Consider the following 21,587-nt stretch of genomic DNA (forward strand, 5'->3'; position numbering starts at 1 on the left):
CATCTAACGAGCCAAGATTTCTAGTATAGCCCGTTCCCCGAACCTATATTTCTTGAGCCAAAATTAAAACTTGTTCATAGAGATGATCTGCAATCCTTGTACCCCGATTTTGCATCTGCTCTAGAACATCCTTAACATTAGGAATCAGGCTCTGGCGCTTTGCCAATACCAAAACACCCATGGTTCCAATTAAGGGTAACTTTCTTTCTAGTGCCACTCGTCTAGCTGCCCGTTCATCAATCAGTAATTGATCGGCTTTAGTTTCTTCAGCTAAGGCGATCGCTTCTGACTCTCCTAAGTCTAAATGAAAAGACTCCTGTAACTCCTCTACAAGCCGCTGATTATTGACGGTGACCACTTGTAGCCATGACAAATCCTGTACTTGTTGCGCTGCTGGATGATCTCCCACAAGCAACTCATTAAAAACGCCCTGGGGAATCATCAGTTTCCCAAAGAGTTCAGGTAATAAATACAAATAATTGACCTTAGCTAATTCACTAATAGAAGTAGTATCTGAAACAATAATCATGGATTAAATTGATTGATTTAATCTTAACTCAGCTTGCTCCACTTCCTGACGGAATTCCTGTAAATCTTGTGAATCATCAAAGACAGAAATTCCCCATTTATGCATTCGATCGATCATCTCTAAGCGGGAAATGCCTAGGATTTTTGCAGCCCGTCCGCTACTGATTTCTCCAACTTCCAACAGCGCCATTACATAACCTTCTTTGGCTTTCTCCATAGCTCTTTGGCGGACTTGCTCCGAAAGCTCAATATTGGCTAATTGCTCATCTAAAAAGGTGAAAATCATAAGCGGTTGTGTGGTGATCCATACTATGACTATAGTCTTTCCTGTGGATTACCGCAAGCAGACATGGATGCAAACAAACAAGGGCTTGTAGAGTACGATAAAATCAAGAGCAACTGCAAAGTAAACAGATAAGGTTTATGCTTATCCTATGTTCTCTGGCAAGAGGAACAAGTAAGGAGAGTCAACAAGATTGCGCCGATCGCGCAAAAGCAGTGGTTGAAGAAAAAGATCGCACTATTCAACAGCTAAGAGAGAGCCTAGCGCAACTGGGTATCAATCCAGATACTCTCAGTTAGAGGAGTAAGCTATCGCCGTGTCTCCGTGTCTGTGCGTCCCCCGATCTTCCCGACTCCCCACTGTTTACTCTTTGTTAAGACAGATTCTTATACTGTGGGCAGGTTGCATAATCTCGGTTAATCTAAAATAGAGTAGAGCGGCTCTCTCTTAGGCATGTTGCATAATGTCCCCTAATTTATCTGGTCGTAAACTTAAATTCAAACGCCGTCCCCACTTGGCGATCGCTGTGCTTCCTGATATCGATTCAGCGTTTGCTGCCTATCGATTACTCTATAGCGAAGGTATATCCCCCGAATACTTAGCCATTGTGGGGCGAGAATTTAATCCTCCCGAATGGGTAGGATTGTATAAACCCATGAAGATCATCTTTGCCAAGGCCTATCGATTGGCCTTATTATCCGCCTTGGCTGGGAGCGCGATCGCGGCTATCCTCCTCTGGCTCTTAAAGCTGGAGATTTCCAATTTGGCTCACCTCCATATCGCTCTAGTCATTTTATCCGCCGGACTTATGAGTGGTCTCTCTGGTAGTCTTGTGGGCGCACTGATTGGTTTTTTTGGTGAAGGAAATACTTCTAGTATCTATCGCCATCACCTGCAACAGGGGCGATATCTGCTGATGATTGAAGGACCAGAACACATGGTAAGGCGCTCCAAAGAAGTGCTAAGTCAATATTCGACTTCGCCCTCTTGAGCTATGGAAAAGGGTAGATCGGCTATTCTAGTATTTTCAGATGACCTACCTACGCCAAAATTCCAGAGAATATTGCCATCAATGCCATGCTTCGTGTTAAGCAACGGTTTCATCAACTTTTCCAAACTGTACCCTTAGGAGTGGCCTTAATTGTGCCTTTTCTCCTGCAAATTGCGATCGCAGTGGGCTTAACTGGATATTTCTCTTGGTACCATGGCAAAGCAGCCGTTGAAAATGTCACCAGTCGCTTACAAGCAGAAATCACGGCTCATCTCGACGATCGCCTCGTTAATACTCTTTCCATTGCCCATCAGATTAATCACGTTAATGCGAATGCCATTGCTTGGGGAGAAACCGGCCCAAACAACCTTGAGCAATTAAGCCAAAAATTTTACGAACAACTCCAGTTATTTCCCCAGATCCGTGAAATTCAATTTGCCAATTCCCAAGGGGAATGGGTAAGTGTGCATCATTCTCAGAAGGATAATCGGAGCCTAGAACTGGCGATCTCGTCCTCTACAACCGATGGGCAATCCCATATTTATTCCCTCGATCGAGGAAAACGGGGAGCGCTGTTGCGATCGCTTCCCAAGCGCGATCCCCGTAAATCATTTTGGTATCAAGAAGCCACTCGCAACGCCACTACCTACAACAATTCTCCCCAGTCTTGGACAACTCCCTATCTCTCAAATACCGGACAGATGAGTCTAGATGCCGTCTTACCGATCTATGGCAGGAACCAAACCCAACTGGGTGTCCTCTCTACCTCCATCTGGCTTTCTAAACTTCAGCAGTTTCTACAAACCTTGAATGAGCGCCTAGACGCGCAGATTCTAATCTTTAGTAATACAGATGGAAGTATTGCGCCTGTCGTCACCCCTTTGGAGTCAACCTATCCTCTGATCAATCGTGCGACGGACTATCTCCAAACCTATTTAGTCCAGCACCCTCAAATGCAAGAAGCTATTGACCTTCAGGTTAGCCTTCTCGATACTCCCTACACTCTGCACTTGAGTTCCCTAAGCGATCATCAAGACTTAAATTGGCTCATGGCGATTTTTGTCCCTCAAGATCCCTTTCTGGAGGATATTCACCAAGGAGGCAATGTTACCGCGATCGTCGGTTTACTGGCATTGATCGCTGCCACTGTACTCGGTTGGCTCATCACTCGCCACATTATCCGACCGATTAAGCAACTCTCGCAAGTGGCGATCGCCCTTTCCGAAGGTGACTGGTATCGCACAGCCGATCCTTGGTACAATCGCACCGATGCCCTAGGAACTCTAGCTCTAGCTTTTGAGCGAATGCGCTATCAGCTCAAGCGCTCCCATCGTCAACTGCAATCCTATTCTCGATCTTTGGAAGCTAAAATCCAAGCCAGAACGGAAGAACTCGAACAAGAAATCCGCGAGCGGCAAACAATGGAAATCGCTTTACGAGAATCGGAAGAAAAGTTCTCCAAAGCCTTCCGTCGTACTCCCCACCCCATTACCATCACTTGTTTAGGCAGTGGCAAACATCTGGAAGTCAGTGATAGCTTCCTCAGTTTAACCGGCTACAGCAATGAAGAAGTGATTGGTCGTACCGCCTTAGAGCTAAACCTCTGGGTTCATGTGGAAGAGAGGATGCACTTGTTTCACCTGATTCAACACAAGAAGCAGGTGAAAAACTATGAATTTACTTATCGCACCAAGGCTGGAGAATATCGGGTGGCTCTACTCTCATCGGATGTGATTACGGTGAATGACAAACCCTGTTTACTTTCGGTGACTACTGATATTACCGATCGCAAACAGCTCGAGGAAGACTTACGGCGATCGCAACAATTCCTCGATAGCATCATCGATCATATTCCCCTAGCCATTTATACTAAGGATATTACCCATGATTTCCAATATCTGATTTGGAATCAAGCCAGCGAAGCTATTTTTGGGTTAGGGAGCGATCGCGTCATTGGCAAAACCGATGCCGAAATCTATCCCCTGGAACAAGCAACCCAATACAGTACCTATGACTTGCAAGCCGTGCAGCAAGGGAAACTTCTAGAGAGCGCCGAGCATCCTTTTCAATCCCTCACGCGGGGCGAAATTTTGCTCAGAACCCTCAAATTGCCTCTCTATAACCGCCACGGAGAAGCGACCCATTTACTCTGTATTTCTGAAGATATTAGTGCTCGTAAACAAGCAGAAACTGCCCTTCAACAAGCCAAAGAAGCAGCGGAAATGGCTAACCGCTCCAAGAGTGAATTTTTAGCCAATATGAGCCATGAATTACGCACGCCTTTGAATGCTATTTTGGGATTTAGTCAATTAATGGCCAATGACCCTAAATTTGCGGCTGGAGCCTCAGAAATCAATATCATTAACCGCAGTGGAGAACATTTACTCGACCTGATTAATGACATTCTGGAAATGTCTAAAATAGAAGCAGGTCGGATGACATTTTTGCCAACCGCTTTCGACTTAGAGCAATTATTACAAACTTTAGAAGGCATGTTACATATCCGGGCAACTTCTAAAGGGTTAACGTTGACCTTCGATCGCCCCCCGGATTTAGTACAATATATTCAAACTGATGAACAAAAATTACGCCAAGTGTTGATTAATCTCTTGGGAAATGCAATTAAGTTTACAGAAAAAGGGACAGTTGAATTATGCATATCTCAGGTACGAGAAGATCCTTTAATTCGTTTGCAGTTTGCTGTTCAAGATACGGGAATTGGGATTGCAGAAGATGAATTAGAGCAATTATTTAATCCTTTTGTACAAACCGAGTCGGGAAGGCGATCGCATCAAGGAACCGGATTAGGACTTTCTATTAGTCAAAAATTTGTCCAACTCATGGGGGGGAACATTGAAGTTAAAAGTATCCTGGGGGAAGGCAGTTGTTTTCGATTTGAAATTCAAGCCACCCTTGCCAGTGCGGAAGGAGTCGAGCCGGTTATTGTACGCAATCGAGTAATTGGTTTAGCACCTGGACAACCCCGATATCGGATGCTAATTGTTGATGATATCCCCGAAAATCGTCTGTTATTGGTGCGCTTATTACAACCTTTGGCATTGGAGATCCTTGAAGCCGAAACAGGAGAAGAGGCGATCGCCCATTGGCAGCAGTATCATCCCGATCTGATCTGGATGGATATCCGCATGTCAGGTATGGATGGATACGAAACCACCCGACGGATTCGGGAACTAGAAAGTCAAGCCTCCCCAACCCAAAAAAGCATCATTATTGCCCTGACTGCCAGCGCCTTTTCCCAAAAACGAGAGCTAGTCTTTGCGGCTGGATGTGATGACTTTATTGCTAAACCTTTTCAGGAAGAAACAATCTGGAACACCCTAGCCAAACATTTGGGTCTAGAATATATCTATGAGGAAGCCTTACCCCCAACTGATAGCCCTGAGCCATTTACCCTTACGCCCAATCAGCTTAAAATAATGCCATCGGAGTGGATTGAGGCCGTACATCAATCGGCTTTAAGTGGCGATGATGAGAAGATTATCCAACTCATTGCCCAAATCCCTCCCCATTACCAGGGTTTAATTAACACCCTGTCTGATTTGGTGCATCATTTCCATTTCAATACTTTGTTAGAATTAACGGATGAACAGTAAAGTTCTAGCCGATTTGTTAATTGTAGACGATACGCCCAACAATTTGCGTTTGTTATCGTCGATGTTAACGGAAAAAGGTTATAAGGTGCGTAAGGCGATCGATGCTAAAGGGGCGCTCAAAGCCATTGAGGTGCTAAAACCGGATTTAATTTTGTTGGATATTCGGATGCCGGAAATGGATGGGTATCAAGTGTGTCAGATCCTGAAAGCTGATGCTCGAACTCAAGATATTCCAGTAATTTTTATTAGTGCTTTAGATGAGACTGTGGATAAGGTGCGAGCGTTTAATGTGGGGGGAGTTGATTATATTACGAAACCCTTTCAAGCGCCGGAGGTGTTGGCGAGGGTGGCAACTCATTTGCAGATTCATCAATTACAACAGCAGTTAGAGACTCAAAATACTCAGTTGCAAGCAGAAATTGTGGAACGACAAAAGGCGGAAGCCGGATTAAAAGTTTTGTTACATGCGGTTTCCCATGATTTGCGGAATCCGGTAACCGGGATGTTGATGGTGTTTAAAAATTTGTTGAAACGGGATTCGTTCGCTTTAACCCGATCGATGGTAGAGCGGATGGCAGATAGTTGCGATCGCCAGTTAAATTTAATTAATTCTTTGATTGAAACCCAACATAGTGAGATTTGGGGGGTGTCTCTCAATTGTGAATCCTTATCATTATCTACATTAACCGCTCAGTTGGCAGCAGATTGGGAACCGGTATTGAGTCAAAATCAGGCGACTTTAGAAGATCGGATAGCGTCTACTTTACCCCTGATTAACGGCGATCGCCAGCAACTGTGGCGGGTATTTGAAAACTTGTTCGCCAATGCCCTCAAGCATAATCCCCCCGGTTTAAGCCTGACTCTCAGCGCTAGAGTAGAAGGGGATTGGGTTCGGTGTACCGTGGGAGATAATGGTATAGGAATGAGCAAAAAACAATGTGAAACGCTGTTTCAACCCTATACAAGGGGCGATCGGGAAACACGCAAAACTGGATTAGGCTTAGGATTATATTTATGTTCCCAAATCATTCACGCCCATGGCGGCGAAATCGGGGTAGATAGTGTGGTGAGTGAAGGCACAAATTTCTGGTTTACGTTGCCGACGCTATAGCGCTTGGCACTGGGGAATAGGGAACAGGGAACAGACAATATCTTAACTGATTTTAGTCCGGTACGATAGGATGGACAACCCGCAGGCCAAAGGTGCAATATCGATCGCCAGCATTGCGGTGGTTGCGATCGGCACTACGACGGAATATTGAATAGGTGAGAAACCAAGACCCCCCTCGTATCACCCTTCTGGTCCATTCATCGCTATCGAGCCATATACTACCATCGGTAGGAGCGCGATCGTAACGATCGTGCCAATGGTCTGCACACCACTCCCACAGGTTCCCATGCATATCATATAAGCCAAATCCATTGGGCGGAAAACTGCCGACTGGGGTGGTTTTCGCACGATTTTTACCTTCCGGGTCATCTATATAGTTGCCATCATAATTAGCCAGGTCAGTCGTCAGGGTTTCGCCAAAATGAAAGGGCGTTGTTGTTCCTGCCCGACAAGCATATTCCCATTCTGCTTCAGAAGGCAAGCGATAGGTGTTTCCTGTATATTGAGATAGCCGGGCGCAGAATTCCTCGCAGTCGTACCATGAAACTTGCTCTACAGGCAAATTCTCTCCCTTAAAATAAGAGGGATTAGACTCTAGGGAAATATTCACCTGGGGAAATGAGGCTACCCTGCGCCATTGAGCTTGCGCGATCAAAAACTTCCCCATATAAAATGGGGGCACGGTTACCAAATGCTGGGGTTTTTCATCATCCGATCCTTCTCTCTCTGGTGACCCCATGAGGAACTCTCCCCCAGGAATAACCACCATATCTAAAACGATCCCTTCTCCCAAGTCCTCCTGGAAATACTGCGCTTCTCGATTTTCCTGCTGAATGATTTTGCCCCAAGCGTTAACCGTCACTACCTCAAAGCTAAATTTAGAGAGTGAACCTTGGTAAGGTTGGGGTAGAGATAGGAGAGTAGACTCTAAAGATTTGAGTTGAGCTGGTTTGAGTGGCACGATATCCAGGGCTGGAGTCGGTACTGTTAAAGTCTGAAGTCTGTTAACTTCCTCTAAAGCTTCCTGAGCTGAAACATAGCGACTATTGAAGTGATACCGGACCATATTCTGTAGGACTTCCCGCAATCTTGGACTGGCATGAGTAGCGAAGGGTTGCCAGATGATTTCTAGAGTCTCTGGGTCTGCTGGTAGACTGAGGGCCGGTTTTCCAGTTAACGCTTCAATCGAGATCATGCCCACAGCATAGATATCGCTACAGAATTTGGGCTGTCCTACCGCTTGTTCACTGGGCATATATCCGGGTGTACCAATACGAACTGTCCGTTGATTTTTCTCTCCCCATTGAGTTAACTCAGACAGGTGTTGCTTGACTGCACCAAAATCAATCAGTACTAGTGTTTGATCGGGCTTACGCCGCATCAAGTTATTGGGTTTTATATCTCGATGAATGACTTGGCGATCGTGCAAAAACTTTAAGGGAGTGAGGATATCTTTTAATAACTGAATCACTTGCTCCTCTGACCAAGGTTGTCCCTGGTGTATTTCCTGACTTAACTCATGACCTTGGATATATTCCTGAACCAGATAAAACTCTCCTTCTTCCGTAAAATAGGCGAGAAGTTGGGGAATTTGAGGATATTTTCCTAATTTTTGCAGAGCCTTTGCTTCTGTCTCAAATAAACGCTGGGCTGTCTTCAGTTTTTTTGGACTCTTGAACTGGGGCTTCAGTTGCTTGACAACACATAGGGGATATCCTGGAAGGTGCAAGTCTCGCGCTAGGTAGGTGAGGCCAAATCCTCCTTTACCGAGTTCCCGTTCTATCTGGTAGCGACCCGCAAGCACTGGTGACATGGTTCAATTAACAATTAACAATTAAAAATAAATTGAGTTGTGGGTGGGTGACCCTAATTGTAGTATAAGATGATCGCCCTTAATCGAGACCATTGCCAATTAAAATAAATGGGGCCCAATAGTAGGGATGTTGAAAAGAGGTGGGATCGAGGTTATCTGTTTGGGGAAGTTGAGCGTTAATGAAGCTCAATTGTGCTTGGCGAATGGCTTGGGCTAGGGTGATATCGGGATCGGTATCGAGAGATTGATAAAATTGATCCATTAAAACTTGGGTTCCTCGATCGTCAACGTGCCATAGGGTGGCGATCGCCGCTTTTGCGCCTGCTTTTTGCACCTGATAGCCTAAACCAAGGATTTCTTCGCCATTCCCCAGAATTTCGCCAATCCCTGTCTGACAAGCACTGAGGACAATTAAGTCCACGTCGGAAAGGTTCCAATGCTCAATATCCCGTAGGGTAATGCGATCGCCATTTCCTAATAAAATAAAGGATTCTTCTGGCTCTCCTTGAACGAATGCTGCATGGGTAGCTAGATGCACCATCTGATGTTCCTGGAGTTCTGGCAGGGTGGAATCCCGATTAAAGTCCTGATTCCACAGGGTCGTATGATCGGGGAAACGCTGGATCAAATTTTGTACTTCCTTCTGGGCAAAGGGTAATCCAGAAAAGTCAAATTGGCGATCGCCCACTTGGACTTGATAATTTCCCTGGGTAAATGCTCCGGCTAAAATATTCCGTTCTCGATGGGTTTGGGGAGCAAAGTTTTGTAAGCTGGTGGCCGTAATATAATTAATCTCAAATTGTTGAATTAACCAATTCTGACCATCATATAAAGCACTGAAAGGCAAGTGGCGCAATTGACCATCTGGTGAATATACTAAGGCTTCAATGCCAGCTTGGTTTAAATCCTCTGCAATGGGTTGTACTAACCATTCATAAAGCTGTTGACCGAGTGATTGTACCCGGGGTAAGGGGTATTTGCGCGTAATCGTCGTTCTAAATTCAGTAATTTTTTGTTCAAGTTCCGACTGACTCACGGGTACCGTACGTCTGATCGGTGGGCGATCGGCAAAAACCACGATCATTTCTAGCCGATCTTCCCACATGAATGGATAGACAAACGCCGTTTGATGTTCAAATTGTTGGAGCAGGCTCTTCAAGCCTTGAATATGAGAATTCCACTTTGGATTTGCCGAGTTGTAATCAGCCATTCTCTGCCTAATTGGGTTGATACGGGAGGGTTCTAGAAATGGCTTGAAATTCTGATGTAGACTCTGATATAATGAATTAATTTGGTTTAATTGTTCAGTTTCATCAGCCGTGCGATCGCCTTCTGGAATCGCCCTTAATTCTTCTAAGTCTTCAATCCAATCTACACCCTGAGTCTCGGCTTCAAGGAAATCGTTGAAAATATCCTCTTCCACGGGATGTAAACTTAAGGTTGGTAATTGATGATCGCCTTTGACGCTGTGTAAATATTCATCCAGTTCTTGCAATTTCAGCAAGTCCAGAACTTGATGGGCTTCTTGTGGGCGGTTATTTTGAAAGAGTAGATTCGCTAAATGGCGATAGCGATGAGAAACCGTTGCCAGAAATGCCTTTTGTTGTTCTAGGGAAAAATCAGTAATTTGACTATGAATCAACTGAAGCTCATTCATCGACTGCTTGTAAAATAGAATGGCTAACTCTGCTTGTTTCTGGGACTCGAATAGGCGGCCCATATTATGGAGTGTAGTGGCATAGTTTTCTGTTTTTTCTAAGGCTTTCCAGAGCAAAAGTGCTTGATAAAAATGGGAAAGGGCAGGTTCAAACTGATTTTGTTCAAGATAGACAAACCCTAATCCATTGAGGCTATTCGCTACTCCGACTTTATCTCCTAGTTCGCGAAAAATAGATATGGCTCTATGATAAGCTTGACTGGCTTTAGCATCCTGGTGAAGGATGGTATGAAGATGTCCAAGATGATTATATAAATGTCCCTGTTCTTCTTTTCGATCTAAACGTTGATTTAAGGCTAAAGCTTGTTGGGCAGTAGCTAAAGCACGATTCGGTAAGTTTTGCTTTTCATACAGTAAGCTTAAACCGGTTAAGGCTTGAATTTCTGTGGCGCTATCTCCTCGCGATTGAGAAATCGATCGAGCCTGATTCAGCAACTCTAGGGCAGTATCATAATCTTCTAAATTTATTTCAACACTGGCTAAATTAATCAACGTCTTCGCTAATTTCCTTCGATCGCCAATTCGTTGTCGTAATTTCACTACCCTCTGATAAAATTGCTGTGCAGAAAAAAAACGTCCCTGTGAATAGTCTCTTTTCCCCTGGTTTTCTAGGGCATCAGCTTCGCTGACTGGATCGGTTTGAACTTGCACAGAGCCAGACTCTGAAGTTTGGGCGATCGCCGGTAATTCAAGTGCCAACACACTGCTAATAGCGATCGCTGAAATCGTCCCAACTAACCTTACACTCATCATCATCAATCAGAGAACTCATCATTTACCAGCTTGGCAAATCTCCCTTAAATTTGGGGAATTCAGAGGTTCGGTAATCTGTAGCAATCAACCGCTACCATAGTAGAGAAAACCTCACTGTGCGATCCTATAGCCATGTCACCCAAATATCCGCGCTCAGACTGGCCAAACTCCTTGCCCACCATGTATGATTTACCCAGCGAAGATCCGGAGGAACCGGGATTGCCTGACTTATTTCACGATCTACAACCCCAATTACTCGATCTCACCTTTGACTCTCCCCTTTATCCAGTCGAACAAAGGTTAATCGCTAAAGACTTAAATCTATATTACGATTCCCATCATACCAATTGGTATAAACGTCCCGATTGGTTTCTCGTTTTAGGAACGGGACGATTTAAACAGCAACAAGATCTGCGGCTGAGTTATCTAATCTGGCAAGAACGAATTTCACCCTTTTTAGTCATTGAACTCTTATCTCGAGGAACGGAGCAAGAAGATTTAGGTCAAACTTTGCGAGAAGTTAATCAACCGCCAACAAAATGGCAAGTATACGAGCAAATTTTACGGGTTCCCCATTATGTAGTTTATGACCGCTATAACAATCAGTTTCGAGCTTTTCACTTAAAAGGTTCTCAGTATCAATCCTTGAGTTTACCAGAAGAGAAATTATGGTTTGAGCCGTTAGGGTTAGGCTTGGGAAAATGGCAAGGAATTTATGAGGGTGTGGAAGGATTATGGTTACGCTGGTACGATCGCCAAGGCAACTGGATACCGACTCCTACGGAACGGGCACAAGAGGCAGAAAATGCATTAGCTCTTGAGCGACAAAAACGGGAAGCTCTATTAGAGCGCCTCAGAGCTATGGGTATCGATCCGGAAGAGTTATAGCACTTTTCTCTAGGAAATAGGGAATAAAGAATAGGGTCGGAGATTGAGATCAATCTACAATGCCAGTATCTGTAGGGGCGAAAATTTTTTCGCCCCTACAACAATCGCACTCTCATTGTTATTTGAATCCACTATACTTTCTGGTGTTGGGCAATGAGTTGCCATGCGCGGAGGGTTTCAGCTACACTCCAAGCTTGGGCGATACAGCCTCTGGGGGTAAAGGGCGGATCGCCATCAAAGATTTCACTGATGCTTCCGATGCCATGAGTGTATAAATGGTGAGCCATGGGAGTGAGTAAACTGAGCGCTCGCTCCGGTTCGTTGTACACTTTGAAGTGGGCGATCGCAAATGGCCCTAATAACCAGCCCCATACTGTACCTTGATGATAGGCTCCATCTCGATGGGCTAAATTCCCCCCATAATGACCGATATATTGGGGATCGTCTGGACTGAGCGATCGCAACCCATACGACGTTAGCAGCGATCGCCCACAAGCTTCCACAACTCCCCGTTGCTGTTCTGGAGTCAGGGGACTTTGGGGTAAGGAAACCGCAAAAATCTGATTCGGTCGCAATTTTGGATCGTTTCCTGTTGTTGTATCGATTACATCATAGCAGTATCCTGCCTCAGCATTCCAAAAGCGAGCAAATCCCTTTTCTGCTTGTTTTGCAAGGGTTTCGTACTCCCGATCTTCCTTGCCTAATTTACGGGCAAATGCGACCATCGTATGCAGTGCATTGTACCATAGAGCATTCACTTCCACCGGTTTTCCTTGCCGGGGAGTGACCACCCAATCTCCATATTTAGCATCCATCCAAGTGAGTTGGGTCATGGCTTCTCCAGCATACAGGAGACCATCATCGGGATCGCGATGAATTTGATAGCGGGTTCCGCGACAATGCCAGTCAATGATGTCTGCTAAAACGGGGAAGAGTTCAGCTAAGAGGGGGCGATCGCGGGTTGCCTGATAATATTGGCGAACGGCTTCAAAATACCATAACGTTGCATCGACAGTATTGTAAGCGGGGTCTTCTCCGCCATCGGGAAAGACATTGGGCAACATGCCCCGATCCACATATTGGGCAAAGGTTGTCAATACCCTCTTAGCCACTTCCGTGCGTCCTGTCGCCAGGGTTAAACCGGGTAAGCTAATCATCGTATCCCTTCCCCAGTCTGTAAACCAGGGATAGCCAGCGATCGCCGTTTTCCCATGGGAGTTAGGGTACAGGGGACGACACACAATAAATTGATCCGCAGCCAGAATTAACTGTCGAATCCAGTCCGGAGCCTTTTCTGTGTTCAGATAGGGAGTGGCTTGCCAACGATCGAGGTGTTGCTGTTCATAGCGGTGTTGCTGCTGTAGCGCCTCTTTGCCGTCTAGATTCACCTGAGACTGGGTACTGGCAACTAAGGTAAGGGAGTCTCCTACATTGAGGGATACGGTGAGGGTGCAGGCATGGAAATGGTTCTCTTGATAGCCATCTCCTCGATAGCGTTCCATGGGGAGATCGTAGCCTTGTATCCAGGTTCCTAAAAGGGTTAATTCACCTCCAGAGCTGAATAAGTACCAGGGGATAGACTCTCCTGGCGTTTCTAGTTTTATTCCAGATTCAATCCGTTGGGTATGGATGGGAAAGTCTAAATCCTCTTGTAGAAGATTGTAGGGCCGAGTATTGGCGATCGCATCAATTTCTAAATCCACAGGAGCGCTACACCGCACCAGATCGTAGCGAATGTAGGTGGTATTTTCCCGCTGCCGCATCCAGATCCGTTTTTCCAACAACATATCCCCGCAGGCAAATGTCCATACGGGGGTTGTTCCCTCTAAACGGAAGCTTTCAAGATGGCGATCGCCGTTTCCGTCCACTTTACCGCCCACCCATCGATTGGTGAACAAGGGATAGGACTTTTGGCTATAAGTAACAGTTTCATCGAGTTTGGTTAACAGCAGGGTTCGCTGTAGTGGGGGTTTCAGTGCCGCCACTAACAACCCATGATAACGGCGCGTCAAGCCAGAGGCGATCGTCCCCGATGCGTAGCCCCCGATGCTGTTGGTAACTAACCATTCACGAGAGAGGGCAATTGCCCAATCACCACAGATTTCCCGTCCTACCTCAATCGCCATATGATTTTTCTTCTCCGCGATCGCGACCTGAATCTTTCCAGGACTCTAGATTACACCATTTTTCATGGCATAATCCCCCTAGGCATGGATTTTACCATCTGGCATCATCGCCCCTTCCAAATTTGCTCCTTGCAAATCCGCTCCCACCAAAGCCGCATCCCGCAGACTAGCACCTCGCAGATCGGCATCACGCAAACAAGCCCCATCTAAACTAGCGCCCCACAGATACGCCCCGCGCAAATCAGCTTCACTCAAATCCGTTCCTCGCAGATCGGCTAGATTTAGATTCGCTTCCGTTAAATCAGCTTTACGCATATCCGCTTCACACAAATTAGTTTTCATCAAATTGGCTTGAATAAACTTACCGCCTTTGAGAATCGTCTCATGCATATCTGCCTGTTTCAAATTCGCTTGATCGAAATCAGTAAAACGCATTTGGGCATTACTGAGATCGGTTCCCACCAAATTAGCACCTGCCATTTTTGCCCCATTTAACTTCACCGCATCCAATTCCAAGCCACTAAAATTCATCCCCTCCAGTTTCAATCCATTCAAGAAGGCACCGCTCAGTTTCACCCCATTTAAACCCGCTCCTTGCAGATTCGCCCCACTTAAGCGCGCTCCCGATAAATTCGTCCAATTCAGATTGGCACCCTCCAGATTCGCTCTTCGCAAATTAATCCCATTCAGGTTTGAACCACACAAATTCACCCCTGGCATTTTTGCTCGAAACAACGTCACCCAAGTCAAGATTGCCCCAGTCAATTTGGCTCCCGTTAAATCCGCTTTCCCCAAATGAGCGCCCCGCAAATCTGCTTTCGTTAAGTCTGCTTCAATTAACACCGCTCCTTGCAATTTCACATAGCTCAAATTGGTACCATACAAGAACGCCCCATTAAGATTCGCCTCCTTCAGAAAACACCGCTCTAAATAGGCTCTCGCCAAAGACGCTTCTTTTAAGTTTGCACCTGACAAGTTAGATTTAGGTAACTCCACACCAATTAAGTTAGCATAGGTCAAATCCGAACCACGAAAATCCCGTTCACCCTGAATATATCGTTGTAATAATTCATTAGCATCCATAATATTACTCTCCTAAATTCCTGACCGTTTTGTCAGTCAACGTATTTTCTTTGATATCGTTACCTGCAAACTTTCTATTGCTTACCCTCCCTAACCGATCGAACGGTTATCCTGTAAAGCCCCTAGCTGCTCAGGTTGACCTCTTTTGGAGTCCACAAACGATTGAGTCCAGAAATACCGTTTCGATTTTAACCTTTACTTATGCTGACGACTGGTCTTTCTGTACTTTAATGAAGAGCTTCACTTTAGACTTTATTATGGTATTACACCAATCCTCTACTATTCCATTAACTGCAACAAACCTTTAGAAAAGGAAAGAAATAGTTATATTCACCCTTAAGATTCTCGGCCAGATGTCCAATGGTCTCTCCATTTTACAGTTCCTTCACTAGCCACCACCCAACGCCGGGAAACTATATTTTCTCTCAGAGGAGATTGACCTTCACGCCACATGGCATATTTATAATTAATTAATTTTCCTGCACTTTCATTGAAAGGAATTTCACCGAACCAGGTATTAGAATTAATATACTCTAAGGGATAGGCTTTAGCTATATCCCAATTCCCCAATTCTGGACAATCTCCAGTGACAATAATACGTTCTCCAGGCTGGGTATTAACACCATTGAGTTGAGCGCGAACAATGGTTTTACCGGTGACTCTCTCCGCCACATGACTGAGAATAATTGCCTGATTTTTTTCTAGGGTCAAATTGGATAGTATACTCGACTCAACCGTATATTTTTCCAGGGACATAATATCCGTATGCTCGCCATCGGGTAATTCCGTATCGATGGATTCTAAAGTTACGCTTTCTCCTCGATTCATCGCCACAAACAGAATCGACTCTCGATACCGTCGCACATAGCAATAGACATCAGGAGTAATGTATTTTTTCCATTGTCCTCCCATAGAAACGGCTGGATTCAAGCGACGCACACCAGATAATAAACGAATGGTCCAATAGAGTTTAGTATTGGTATCCCAGCGCTTCATGAGGGGACGATTATAGGGGTCATTATTTCCAAAGGGATTGTCTGAATTAACATTGGTATTATCATACAGATATTGTTCTGTTCCGTAGTAAATACAAGGAATACCCCGGCTGGTCATTAATAGGGCGATCGCCAAATGCAACACTTCCGGATCGTCATTTAAACTCTGGAAGCGATACATATCATGATTATCGATAAAGGTAATTAACTCGGTTGCGCCGCAATAGCGATAATCTTGATCTAAAACATTCTTGATTCGGTAAAATCCCTCCTCTAATCCCAATGCTAACGTTTCCCGAATAGCTAAACACAAACCAAAATCGAGAATCGTCATCCCGGAATTATTGGCAAACTCTACAGAACGATCGTCAAGAGGATGGGAATAAATCCATTCTCCAAACACAAAAATATCAGGTTTATGGGTTTGAATTTCGGCATTGAATTCTTGCCAAAACCAAATAGGCATATGTTTGACGGTATCGATGCGCAGGGCATCTACTCCCCGATCGATCCATTGCTTAATCGATGCTTTGATATAACTTCGATAGGCCGTGTTATTTTCGTTGAATGTCGCTAATCCAGATAACTCACAATTTTGGATTTGCCACTCATCTTCCCAGTCTTGAACTTCACCATAGTGATGATACCAATGATCCAGGTCATTATTGAAATCGGCAATTTTCACCCCGTCATCATAGAGAATTCCCTTTTTGCCGCTAATATCAGGATTGCTATGGTTACAGACAACATCCAAGATTAACTTCATGTTGCGCTTGTGAATTTCTTCAATGAGTCGATCAAATAGGGTATCTTTCTCTTCTTGAGTTTGGTTCAAAGAGGGATTATCTTCTGGTCGGATAAAGCGGGGATTGATGCGCTTAAAGTCTTGAATCCAATAGCCATGGATAGCGGCACTTTCAACAAATAAGTCCTCAATTTGCTCAAATAAAGGAGTCAGCCAAATTGCCGTTACTCCCAGGTTTTTCAAATAGTCGAGTTTGTTGATTACTCCTTGTAAATCTCCACCCCAATATTTGCCCCAATCTTCATGGGTGGGATCGTAGAGTTCGGGGTTTGGCCCTTCATTATTGCGCGGATCGCCATCACAGAAGCGATCGACAACAATAAAGTAAAGGGTTTCTTGGCGAAATTCAATATCGCGGGTATAGAGAAATTCTAGGTCTAAGTCTTCCTGCGGGTTAGGAGACTGTGCTGATGGGTTTAATGGGTCTTCCGACTGAGAATCTGAGGGGGTATACTGGCTCTGGAAAACCTCTGATAAGTAGGGATCAGTCATCACAGCAGCACTTCCTCGTTAACACTGGGCTACTCTAGAATAGCAGAAGCATAGACCTCTACAGGCGCTGAGAGGCGATCGCCCATTCGGCCTAAGTGACTTAAGTTTAAGAAACTTAATGTAAACGTTCATCAAATCGTTCTAAGGTAGCTATATAGAGGCTGAGAAATCAACCCTAACCCTTTGTGGAGACTTGCCCAAAGGATTTTTTAGATCGTCTTTCATTTTCAAAATCGGGAACTGTTTTAGGATGAGTACCAATTTAGCGACTAAGCTCCGCGAGGGCACGAAAAAAGCCCATACCATGGCGGAAAATGTGGGTTTTATCAAGTGTTTCTTAAAAGGAACGGTAGAGAAGGAGTCTTACCGCAAACTGTCAGGTAACCTTTACTTCGTCTATTCTGCCATGGAAGAAGAGATGGCTCGTCACCAGAATCATCCGATTCTGGGGAAACTCTATTTTCCTGAACTCAACCGCAAAGAGTCTATTGAACAGGATTTAGCCTTCTATTATGGCAGTAACTGGCGCGAGGGAGTATCCTTGTCTCCAGCAGGTCAAGCCTATGTAGACCAAATTAGAAAAGTCTCCAATGAAGAACCAGAATTGTTGATTTCCCATCTGTACACCCGGTATATGGGGGATTTGTCGGGTGGGCAAATTCTGAAAAAGATTGCCCAAACTGCGATGAATTTACCAGAGGGACAAGGAACTCAGTTCTATGAGTTTGCTGATATTCCAGATGAGAAGGCATTTAAGAATAACTATCGGCAAACCATGGATAGTTTACCGATTGATGAAGCAACAGCCGATCGCATCGTCGAAGAAGCTAATGCTGCTTTTGGGATGAACATGAAAATGTTTAATGAACTTGAAGGTAGCTTAATTAAGGCGATCGGACAACTGTTGTTTAATAGTCTCACCAGACGGCGTACTCAAGGCAGTACAGAATTGGCAACTGCTGCTGATAACTAAGCCCCTCTACTCATAAGTAGTGATGATTGCTGTCACTCCGTTGCTGTTGTAAGTCTCGACTGAAAGGGTTTGAATGGTAACGGGTTGACAGCATTGTTATATCAATTATTTCGATGGCGGGGTTAATCTCGTTTTTGGGCTATGATGGCTCGATTTATTTGATGGGATGGACAGGGGGCTATGTATTATTAGCGTTGCTGTTGGCTCCCTATTTACGCAAGTTTGGGAAATATACGGTTCCCGATTTTGTGGGCGATCGCTATGATTCCAATATCGCCCGACTCGTTGCTGTAATTGCGGCGATTTTCGTTTCTCTCACCTATGTCGCCGGACAGATGCGTGGTGTGGGGATTGTCTTTAGCCGGTTTCTGCAAGTGGATGTGAGTACCGGGGTAGTGATAGGCATGGCAATTGTTGCCTTTTTTGCTGTCCTCGGTGGGATGAAAGGGATTACTTGGACGCAAGTCGCCCAATATGGGGTTTTAATTATCGCTTATTTGATTCCGGCGATCGCCATTGCCTGGTATCTGACGGGTAACCCGGTTCCCCAACTAGCGTTTACGTTCAGCGATATTGTCGATAATATCAAGTCCGTGTGCTATCCCTTAAACGGTTGCATAATCTGTATATTGCCGGATTTCAGGATCGTGAAACCCTAGCACAATTTGGTCTTTGTCTACCCCTCGATCGACTAATTCTTAAGCGACTCTCATTTCTGTCATATTGTGCTGAACCCAAATCTTGCTGTTGATGATATCCTTTATCTTTAACGTGGCCGATAGAACGATGTAAATATTAAACTGGAGGCAATTCGTACAGCCTCTGTTCGTCACTTTGGTCGAGAGATACTGAAAAATTATGATGTGGTCTGCTGTATGTAAGTGTGCAGGCAAATAATTGAAATAGGGGTACATTCGTAGGTTGGGTTGACGTTGGATTTCACTTCGTTCAACCGAACCTACGAGAAAATGGCGAAGGTATTGTTTCCACAATGCCCTCAATCATTCGGGAAAACTTGGGAAACCGGGAGATTCAATTGAGGGAAATTGGCAGATACCAGTACGTCATCATTCCTGAATGTATCCACTTCCGTATAGACCTGATTCATCAATTCCAAAATTAAAATCGTTTGAGTTTGCGGATCAACAATCCAGTATTCAGGAATCTGACAATCTTGGTATTGAACTCTTTTAGCAATATAGTCTCGTTCTCGTTGAATTTCTCCCGGACTAACCACTTCAATGACGAGTAGAGGGGGGCGCATGGAGAGACGAAGAGTATTACGTTGTGAGAGTTGCTGAATATGTTCTTCTCGGATAATCGTCAGGTCTGGATAGCGATTTTTGGGTTCACCTCTGACTTCTAATTCTAGACCCTGACCCCGTACTCGATCCGTGCCTACGAGAGAAGCAAAAGCAAAAAATAGGCGATTTGCAATTTGGAAATTGAGACCCGATTCGGGAGGCATTTCGATTAATTCTCCATTGAACAGTTCATAGAGTTTTTCCGAGAGGTCGTCATATTCGAGGTATTCGTCAAAAGTTTGGAATCGAGGTTTAGTGGTTAGCATAAGAGCAGAGGATAGATCTAATTATATTGAGGCATCATGGCAGTTACCTCAAATATAAGGGACAGGTTAACTTTGGCTTTAATTATATTTTAGGGCGATCGCGGCAACCCATCGCCTGGCGGAACTAGAAACTGGGTTTCTCGCCGATCTGCTCGTTGATTTCTTTCCACGTTAGTGTTCATAAACCCCTGCCCTGCTTGCCATTCTCAGCTAGTTGACGCATAGTAAGTAACAATTCCTGTGCAATTGCCAACGTATGTTTCTGTGAGGAGGGCTGACGGATGAAATTAGGCGAGCTGCTGGCTAAAGTGAGTGGGTTAGGAGAAGTGCCTACCCATCCTGCCTTAAACCTGGAGATTAGGGGTTTAAGCACGAATTCTCATTCTTGTCAAGCTGGAGATCTGTTTATCGGAATGCCCGGAACCCGTGTGGATGGGGGTGAGTTTTGGCCGAGTGCTGTGGCGGCGGGGGCGATCGCCGCGATCGCCTCGGAATCCGCTCTAACTAAGCATCCTCCAGGAGACAATTGTGTGATTTCCAGTACAGATATAGCGAAGGACTGTGCGGAAATTGCGGCCGCATTCTATAACTATCCTGCCCAAACCTTAAAGCTAGTGGGAGTTACAGGAACCAATGGCAAAACCACCACCACCCACTTAATTGAATCCTTTTTAACTCACGGACAAAAGCCGACTGCTCTCCTGGGAACCCTCTACGCGAAATGGCCAGCATATCATCAAACTGCTATCAATACCACCCCTTTTGCAGTTACCCTCCAAGCACAGCTCTCCCAAGCCGTTGGAGCTGGATGTGAGTATGGGGTGATGGAAGTCAGTTCCCATTCCCTAGAGCAAAAACGAGTTTGGGGATGTCCATTTGAAGTGTCTGTTTTTACGAATCTTACCCAAGATCACTTGGACTATCACCCTACGATGGAAGATTATTTTGAAGCCAAGGCACTGCTCTTTAGTCCAGATTACTTGAAGGGAAAAGCGATCATTAATTTTGACGATCCCTATGGAAAACGGTTAATTGAGCGCCTATCCCAGGAACAGGTTTGGAGCTATAGCACTGAGAATAGTTCCGCTTCGTTGTGGACAAGCGATCTAGAATACCAGCCTAAAGGTGTGAAAGGAATTTTACATACGCCCCAAGGTGAGATTGCCTTTGAATCGCCCTTAGTCGGTCAATTTAATGTCTCCAATCTCTTAGCCGCCATTGGTGCTGGTTTGCATCTGGGCATTCCCTTAGAAACTATGGTATCGAGTTTACCTGATTTTTTGGGCGTGCCGGGACGGATGGAGCGCGTCAGCATCAATCCCGATCAAGAGATTACAGTGATTGTAGACTATGCTCATACCCCTGACAGCCTAGAGAATTTACTTAAAGCATCCCGTCCGTTTATTCCAGGGCGGATGATTTGCGTGTTTGGCTGTGGAGGCGATCGAGATCGCACCAAACGCCCCATAATGGGTAAAATTGCCGCCGAATTATCCGATGTTCCTGTGGTGACTTCCGATAACCCGCGCACGGAAAACCCGGAGCAAATTCTCCAAGATATTATCGCTGGTATTCCTGAATCTGCCCAACCGATGGTGATTGGCGATCGCGCCGAAGCCATCCGTCATGCTATCCTAGACGCAAAACCTGGAGATGGCATTTTAATTGCGGGTAAAGGTCACGAAGATTATCAGATTTTAGGCACAGAAAAGATTCACTTCGACGATCGAGAACAGGCGAGATTGGCTTTAGGGGAGCGAGCGTAAATGAGTAATGAATAAGGGCACCTCCTAAGTACAGGACAAAAAACGGAGAGAGTCGAGAAAAGCGGGGAACTGGTGGTCA

General features: G+C 45.0%; 16 protein-coding genes and 1 pseudogene. 8 read left to right on the forward strand and 9 right to left on the reverse strand.

From position 1 onward, the window contains the following. Nucleotides 1–43: 43 nt before the first annotated feature. Together AC3A14_RS11440 and AC3A14_RS11445 are read right to left on the reverse strand one after the other, a co-directional pair. Nucleotides 44–529: a PIN domain-containing protein gene (locus AC3A14_RS11440; RefSeq protein WP_318732389.1), complete on the reverse strand. Its 486-nt coding sequence runs from the start codon at nucleotides 527–529 to the stop codon at nucleotides 44–46. A gap of 3 nt (nucleotides 530–532) precedes the next feature. Further along, nucleotides 533–814 carry a UPF0175 family protein gene (locus AC3A14_RS11445; protein WP_318727317.1) on the reverse strand — a complete coding sequence of 94 codons (282 nt, stop codon included), beginning with the start codon at nucleotides 812–814 and terminating at the stop codon, nucleotides 533–535. A gap of 137 nt (nucleotides 815–951) precedes the next feature. Between AC3A14_RS11445 and AC3A14_RS11450 the strand changes: the two genes are divergently transcribed. The 4 genes from AC3A14_RS11450 (at nucleotide 952) to AC3A14_RS11465 (ending at nucleotide 6,527) form a co-directional block, all read left to right on the forward strand. Continuing rightward, nucleotides 952–1,110 carry a hypothetical protein gene (locus AC3A14_RS11450; protein WP_271937539.1) on the forward strand — a complete coding sequence of 53 codons (159 nt, stop codon included), beginning with the start codon at nucleotides 952–954 and terminating at the stop codon, nucleotides 1,108–1,110. A gap of 164 nt (nucleotides 1,111–1,274) precedes the next feature. Next, nucleotides 1,275–1,802 carry a hypothetical protein gene (locus tag AC3A14_RS11455; RefSeq protein ID WP_318700675.1) on the forward strand — a complete coding sequence of 176 codons (528 nt, stop codon included), beginning with the start codon at nucleotides 1,275–1,277 and terminating at the stop codon, nucleotides 1,800–1,802. An 86-nt stretch (nucleotides 1,803–1,888) separates the two neighbouring features. Next, nucleotides 1,889–5,416 carry a PAS domain S-box protein gene (locus tag AC3A14_RS11460; RefSeq protein WP_318732387.1) on the forward strand — a complete coding sequence of 1,176 codons (3,528 nt, stop codon included), beginning with the start codon at nucleotides 1,889–1,891 and terminating at the stop codon, nucleotides 5,414–5,416. Further along, the gene (locus AC3A14_RS11465) at nucleotides 5,406–6,527 is read left to right on the forward strand and encodes a hybrid sensor histidine kinase/response regulator (protein WP_318732386.1); all 1,122 of its coding nucleotides are present in this window, start codon (nucleotides 5,406–5,408) and stop codon (nucleotides 6,525–6,527) included. Before AC3A14_RS11460 ends, AC3A14_RS11465 begins: the two co-directional genes overlap by 11 nt. A gap of 52 nt (nucleotides 6,528–6,579) precedes the next feature. On the opposite strand, the gene AC3A14_RS11470 is transcribed toward AC3A14_RS11465, so the two are convergent. After that, nucleotides 6,580–8,340, reverse strand: a complete 1,761-nt coding sequence (locus AC3A14_RS11470) for a bifunctional serine/threonine-protein kinase/formylglycine-generating enzyme family protein (protein ID WP_318732385.1) — start codon at nucleotides 8,338–8,340, stop codon at nucleotides 6,580–6,582. A gap of 79 nt (nucleotides 8,341–8,419) precedes the next feature. Next, on the reverse strand, nucleotides 8,420–10,813 hold the full coding sequence (locus AC3A14_RS11475; RefSeq protein ID WP_318732384.1) for a CHAT domain-containing protein: 2,394 nt from the start codon (nucleotides 10,811–10,813) through the stop codon (nucleotides 8,420–8,422). 129 nt (nucleotides 10,814–10,942) lie between these two features. On the opposite strand from AC3A14_RS11475, the gene AC3A14_RS11480 reads away from it, so the two are divergent. Then, nucleotides 10,943–11,698: a Uma2 family endonuclease gene (locus AC3A14_RS11480; RefSeq protein ID WP_318732383.1), complete on the forward strand. Its 756-nt coding sequence runs from the start codon at nucleotides 10,943–10,945 to the stop codon at nucleotides 11,696–11,698. 131 nt (nucleotides 11,699–11,829) lie between these two features. Here AC3A14_RS11480 and AC3A14_RS11485 read toward each other — a convergent pair whose 3' ends face one another. The 3 genes from AC3A14_RS11485 to AC3A14_RS11495 form a co-directional block, all read right to left on the reverse strand. Beyond that, on the reverse strand, nucleotides 11,830–13,824 hold the full coding sequence (locus AC3A14_RS11485; RefSeq protein ID WP_318732382.1) for an amylo-alpha-1,6-glucosidase: 1,995 nt from the start codon (nucleotides 13,822–13,824) through the stop codon (nucleotides 11,830–11,832). Nucleotides 13,825–13,902: 78 nt separating this feature from the next. Next, complete coding sequence (locus AC3A14_RS11490) at nucleotides 13,903–14,907, reverse strand: pentapeptide repeat-containing protein (protein ID WP_318732381.1); 1,005 nt, start codon at nucleotides 14,905–14,907, stop codon at nucleotides 13,903–13,905. Between the two features lie 336 nt (nucleotides 14,908–15,243). Next, nucleotides 15,244–17,199: an alpha-amylase family glycosyl hydrolase gene (locus tag AC3A14_RS11495; RefSeq protein WP_318732380.1), complete on the reverse strand. Its 1,956-nt coding sequence runs from the start codon at nucleotides 17,197–17,199 to the stop codon at nucleotides 15,244–15,246. 250 nt (nucleotides 17,200–17,449) lie between these two features. On the opposite strand from AC3A14_RS11495, the gene AC3A14_RS11500 reads away from it, so the two are divergent. Both AC3A14_RS11500 and AC3A14_RS11505 read left to right on the forward strand, forming a co-directional pair. After that, a complete protein-coding gene (locus AC3A14_RS11500; RefSeq protein ID WP_318732379.1) occupies nucleotides 17,450–18,172 on the forward strand; it encodes a biliverdin-producing heme oxygenase in 723 nt (240 codons plus the stop codon). Between the two features lie 101 nt (nucleotides 18,173–18,273). Further along, nucleotides 18,274–18,768 (forward strand): annotated as a pseudogene (locus tag AC3A14_RS11505) (sodium:solute symporter family transporter); the annotation flags it as partial. Between the two features lie 9 nt (nucleotides 18,769–18,777). Here AC3A14_RS11505 and AC3A14_RS11510 read toward each other — a convergent pair. After that, complete coding sequence (locus AC3A14_RS11510; protein WP_318732402.1) at nucleotides 18,778–18,834, reverse strand: hypothetical protein; 57 nt, start codon at nucleotides 18,832–18,834, stop codon at nucleotides 18,778–18,780. Nucleotides 18,835–19,169: 335 nt separating this feature from the next. Beyond that, the gene (locus AC3A14_RS11515; protein WP_318700663.1) at nucleotides 19,170–19,742 is read right to left on the reverse strand and encodes a Uma2 family endonuclease; all 573 of its coding nucleotides are present in this window, start codon (nucleotides 19,740–19,742) and stop codon (nucleotides 19,170–19,172) included. A 281-nt stretch (nucleotides 19,743–20,023) separates the two neighbouring features. On the opposite strand from AC3A14_RS11515, the gene AC3A14_RS11520 reads away from it, so the two are divergent. Next, on the forward strand, nucleotides 20,024–21,508 hold the full coding sequence (locus AC3A14_RS11520) for a UDP-N-acetylmuramoyl-L-alanyl-D-glutamate--2,6-diaminopimelate ligase (protein WP_318732378.1): 1,485 nt from the start codon (nucleotides 20,024–20,026) through the stop codon (nucleotides 21,506–21,508). Nucleotides 21,509–21,587 lie beyond the last annotated feature (79 nt).

Source organism: Roseofilum sp. (assembly GCF_982964205.1).

Coding starts and splice junctions, on each gene's coding strand:
- AC3A14_RS11470 (WP_318732385.1), bottom strand. CDS start 8,340: ATGTCACCAGTGCTTGCGGGTCGCTACCAGATAGAACGGGAACTCGGT.
- AC3A14_RS11480 (WP_318732383.1), top strand. CDS start 10,943: ATGTCACCCAAATATCCGCGCTCAGACTGGCCAAACTCCTTGCCCACC.
- AC3A14_RS11490 (WP_318732381.1), bottom strand. CDS start 14,907: ATGGATGCTAATGAATTATTACAACGATATATTCAGGGTGAACGGGAT.
- AC3A14_RS11500 (WP_318732379.1), top strand. CDS start 17,450: ATGAGTACCAATTTAGCGACTAAGCTCCGCGAGGGCACGAAAAAAGCC.
- AC3A14_RS11440 (WP_318732389.1), bottom strand. CDS start 529: ATGATTATTGTTTCAGATACTACTTCTATTAGTGAATTAGCTAAGGTC.
- AC3A14_RS11455 (WP_318700675.1), top strand. CDS start 1,275: ATGTCCCCTAATTTATCTGGTCGTAAACTTAAATTCAAACGCCGTCCC.
- AC3A14_RS11515 (WP_318700663.1), bottom strand. CDS start 19,742: ATGCTAACCACTAAACCTCGATTCCAAACTTTTGACGAATACCTCGAA.
- AC3A14_RS11495 (WP_318732380.1), bottom strand. CDS start 17,199: ATGACTGATCCCTACTTATCAGAGGTTTTCCAGAGCCAGTATACCCCC.
- AC3A14_RS11460 (WP_318732387.1), top strand. CDS start 1,889: ATGCTTCGTGTTAAGCAACGGTTTCATCAACTTTTCCAAACTGTACCC.
- AC3A14_RS11465 (WP_318732386.1), top strand. CDS start 5,406: ATGAACAGTAAAGTTCTAGCCGATTTGTTAATTGTAGACGATACGCCC.
- AC3A14_RS11450 (WP_271937539.1), top strand. CDS start 952: ATGCTTATCCTATGTTCTCTGGCAAGAGGAACAAGTAAGGAGAGTCAA.
- AC3A14_RS11485 (WP_318732382.1), bottom strand. CDS start 13,824: ATGGCGATTGAGGTAGGACGGGAAATCTGTGGTGATTGGGCAATTGCC.
- AC3A14_RS11520 (WP_318732378.1), top strand. CDS start 20,024: ATGAAATTAGGCGAGCTGCTGGCTAAAGTGAGTGGGTTAGGAGAAGTG.
- AC3A14_RS11445 (WP_318727317.1), bottom strand. CDS start 814: ATGATTTTCACCTTTTTAGATGAGCAATTAGCCAATATTGAGCTTTCG.
- AC3A14_RS11475 (WP_318732384.1), bottom strand. CDS start 10,813: ATGATGATGAGTGTAAGGTTAGTTGGGACGATTTCAGCGATCGCTATT.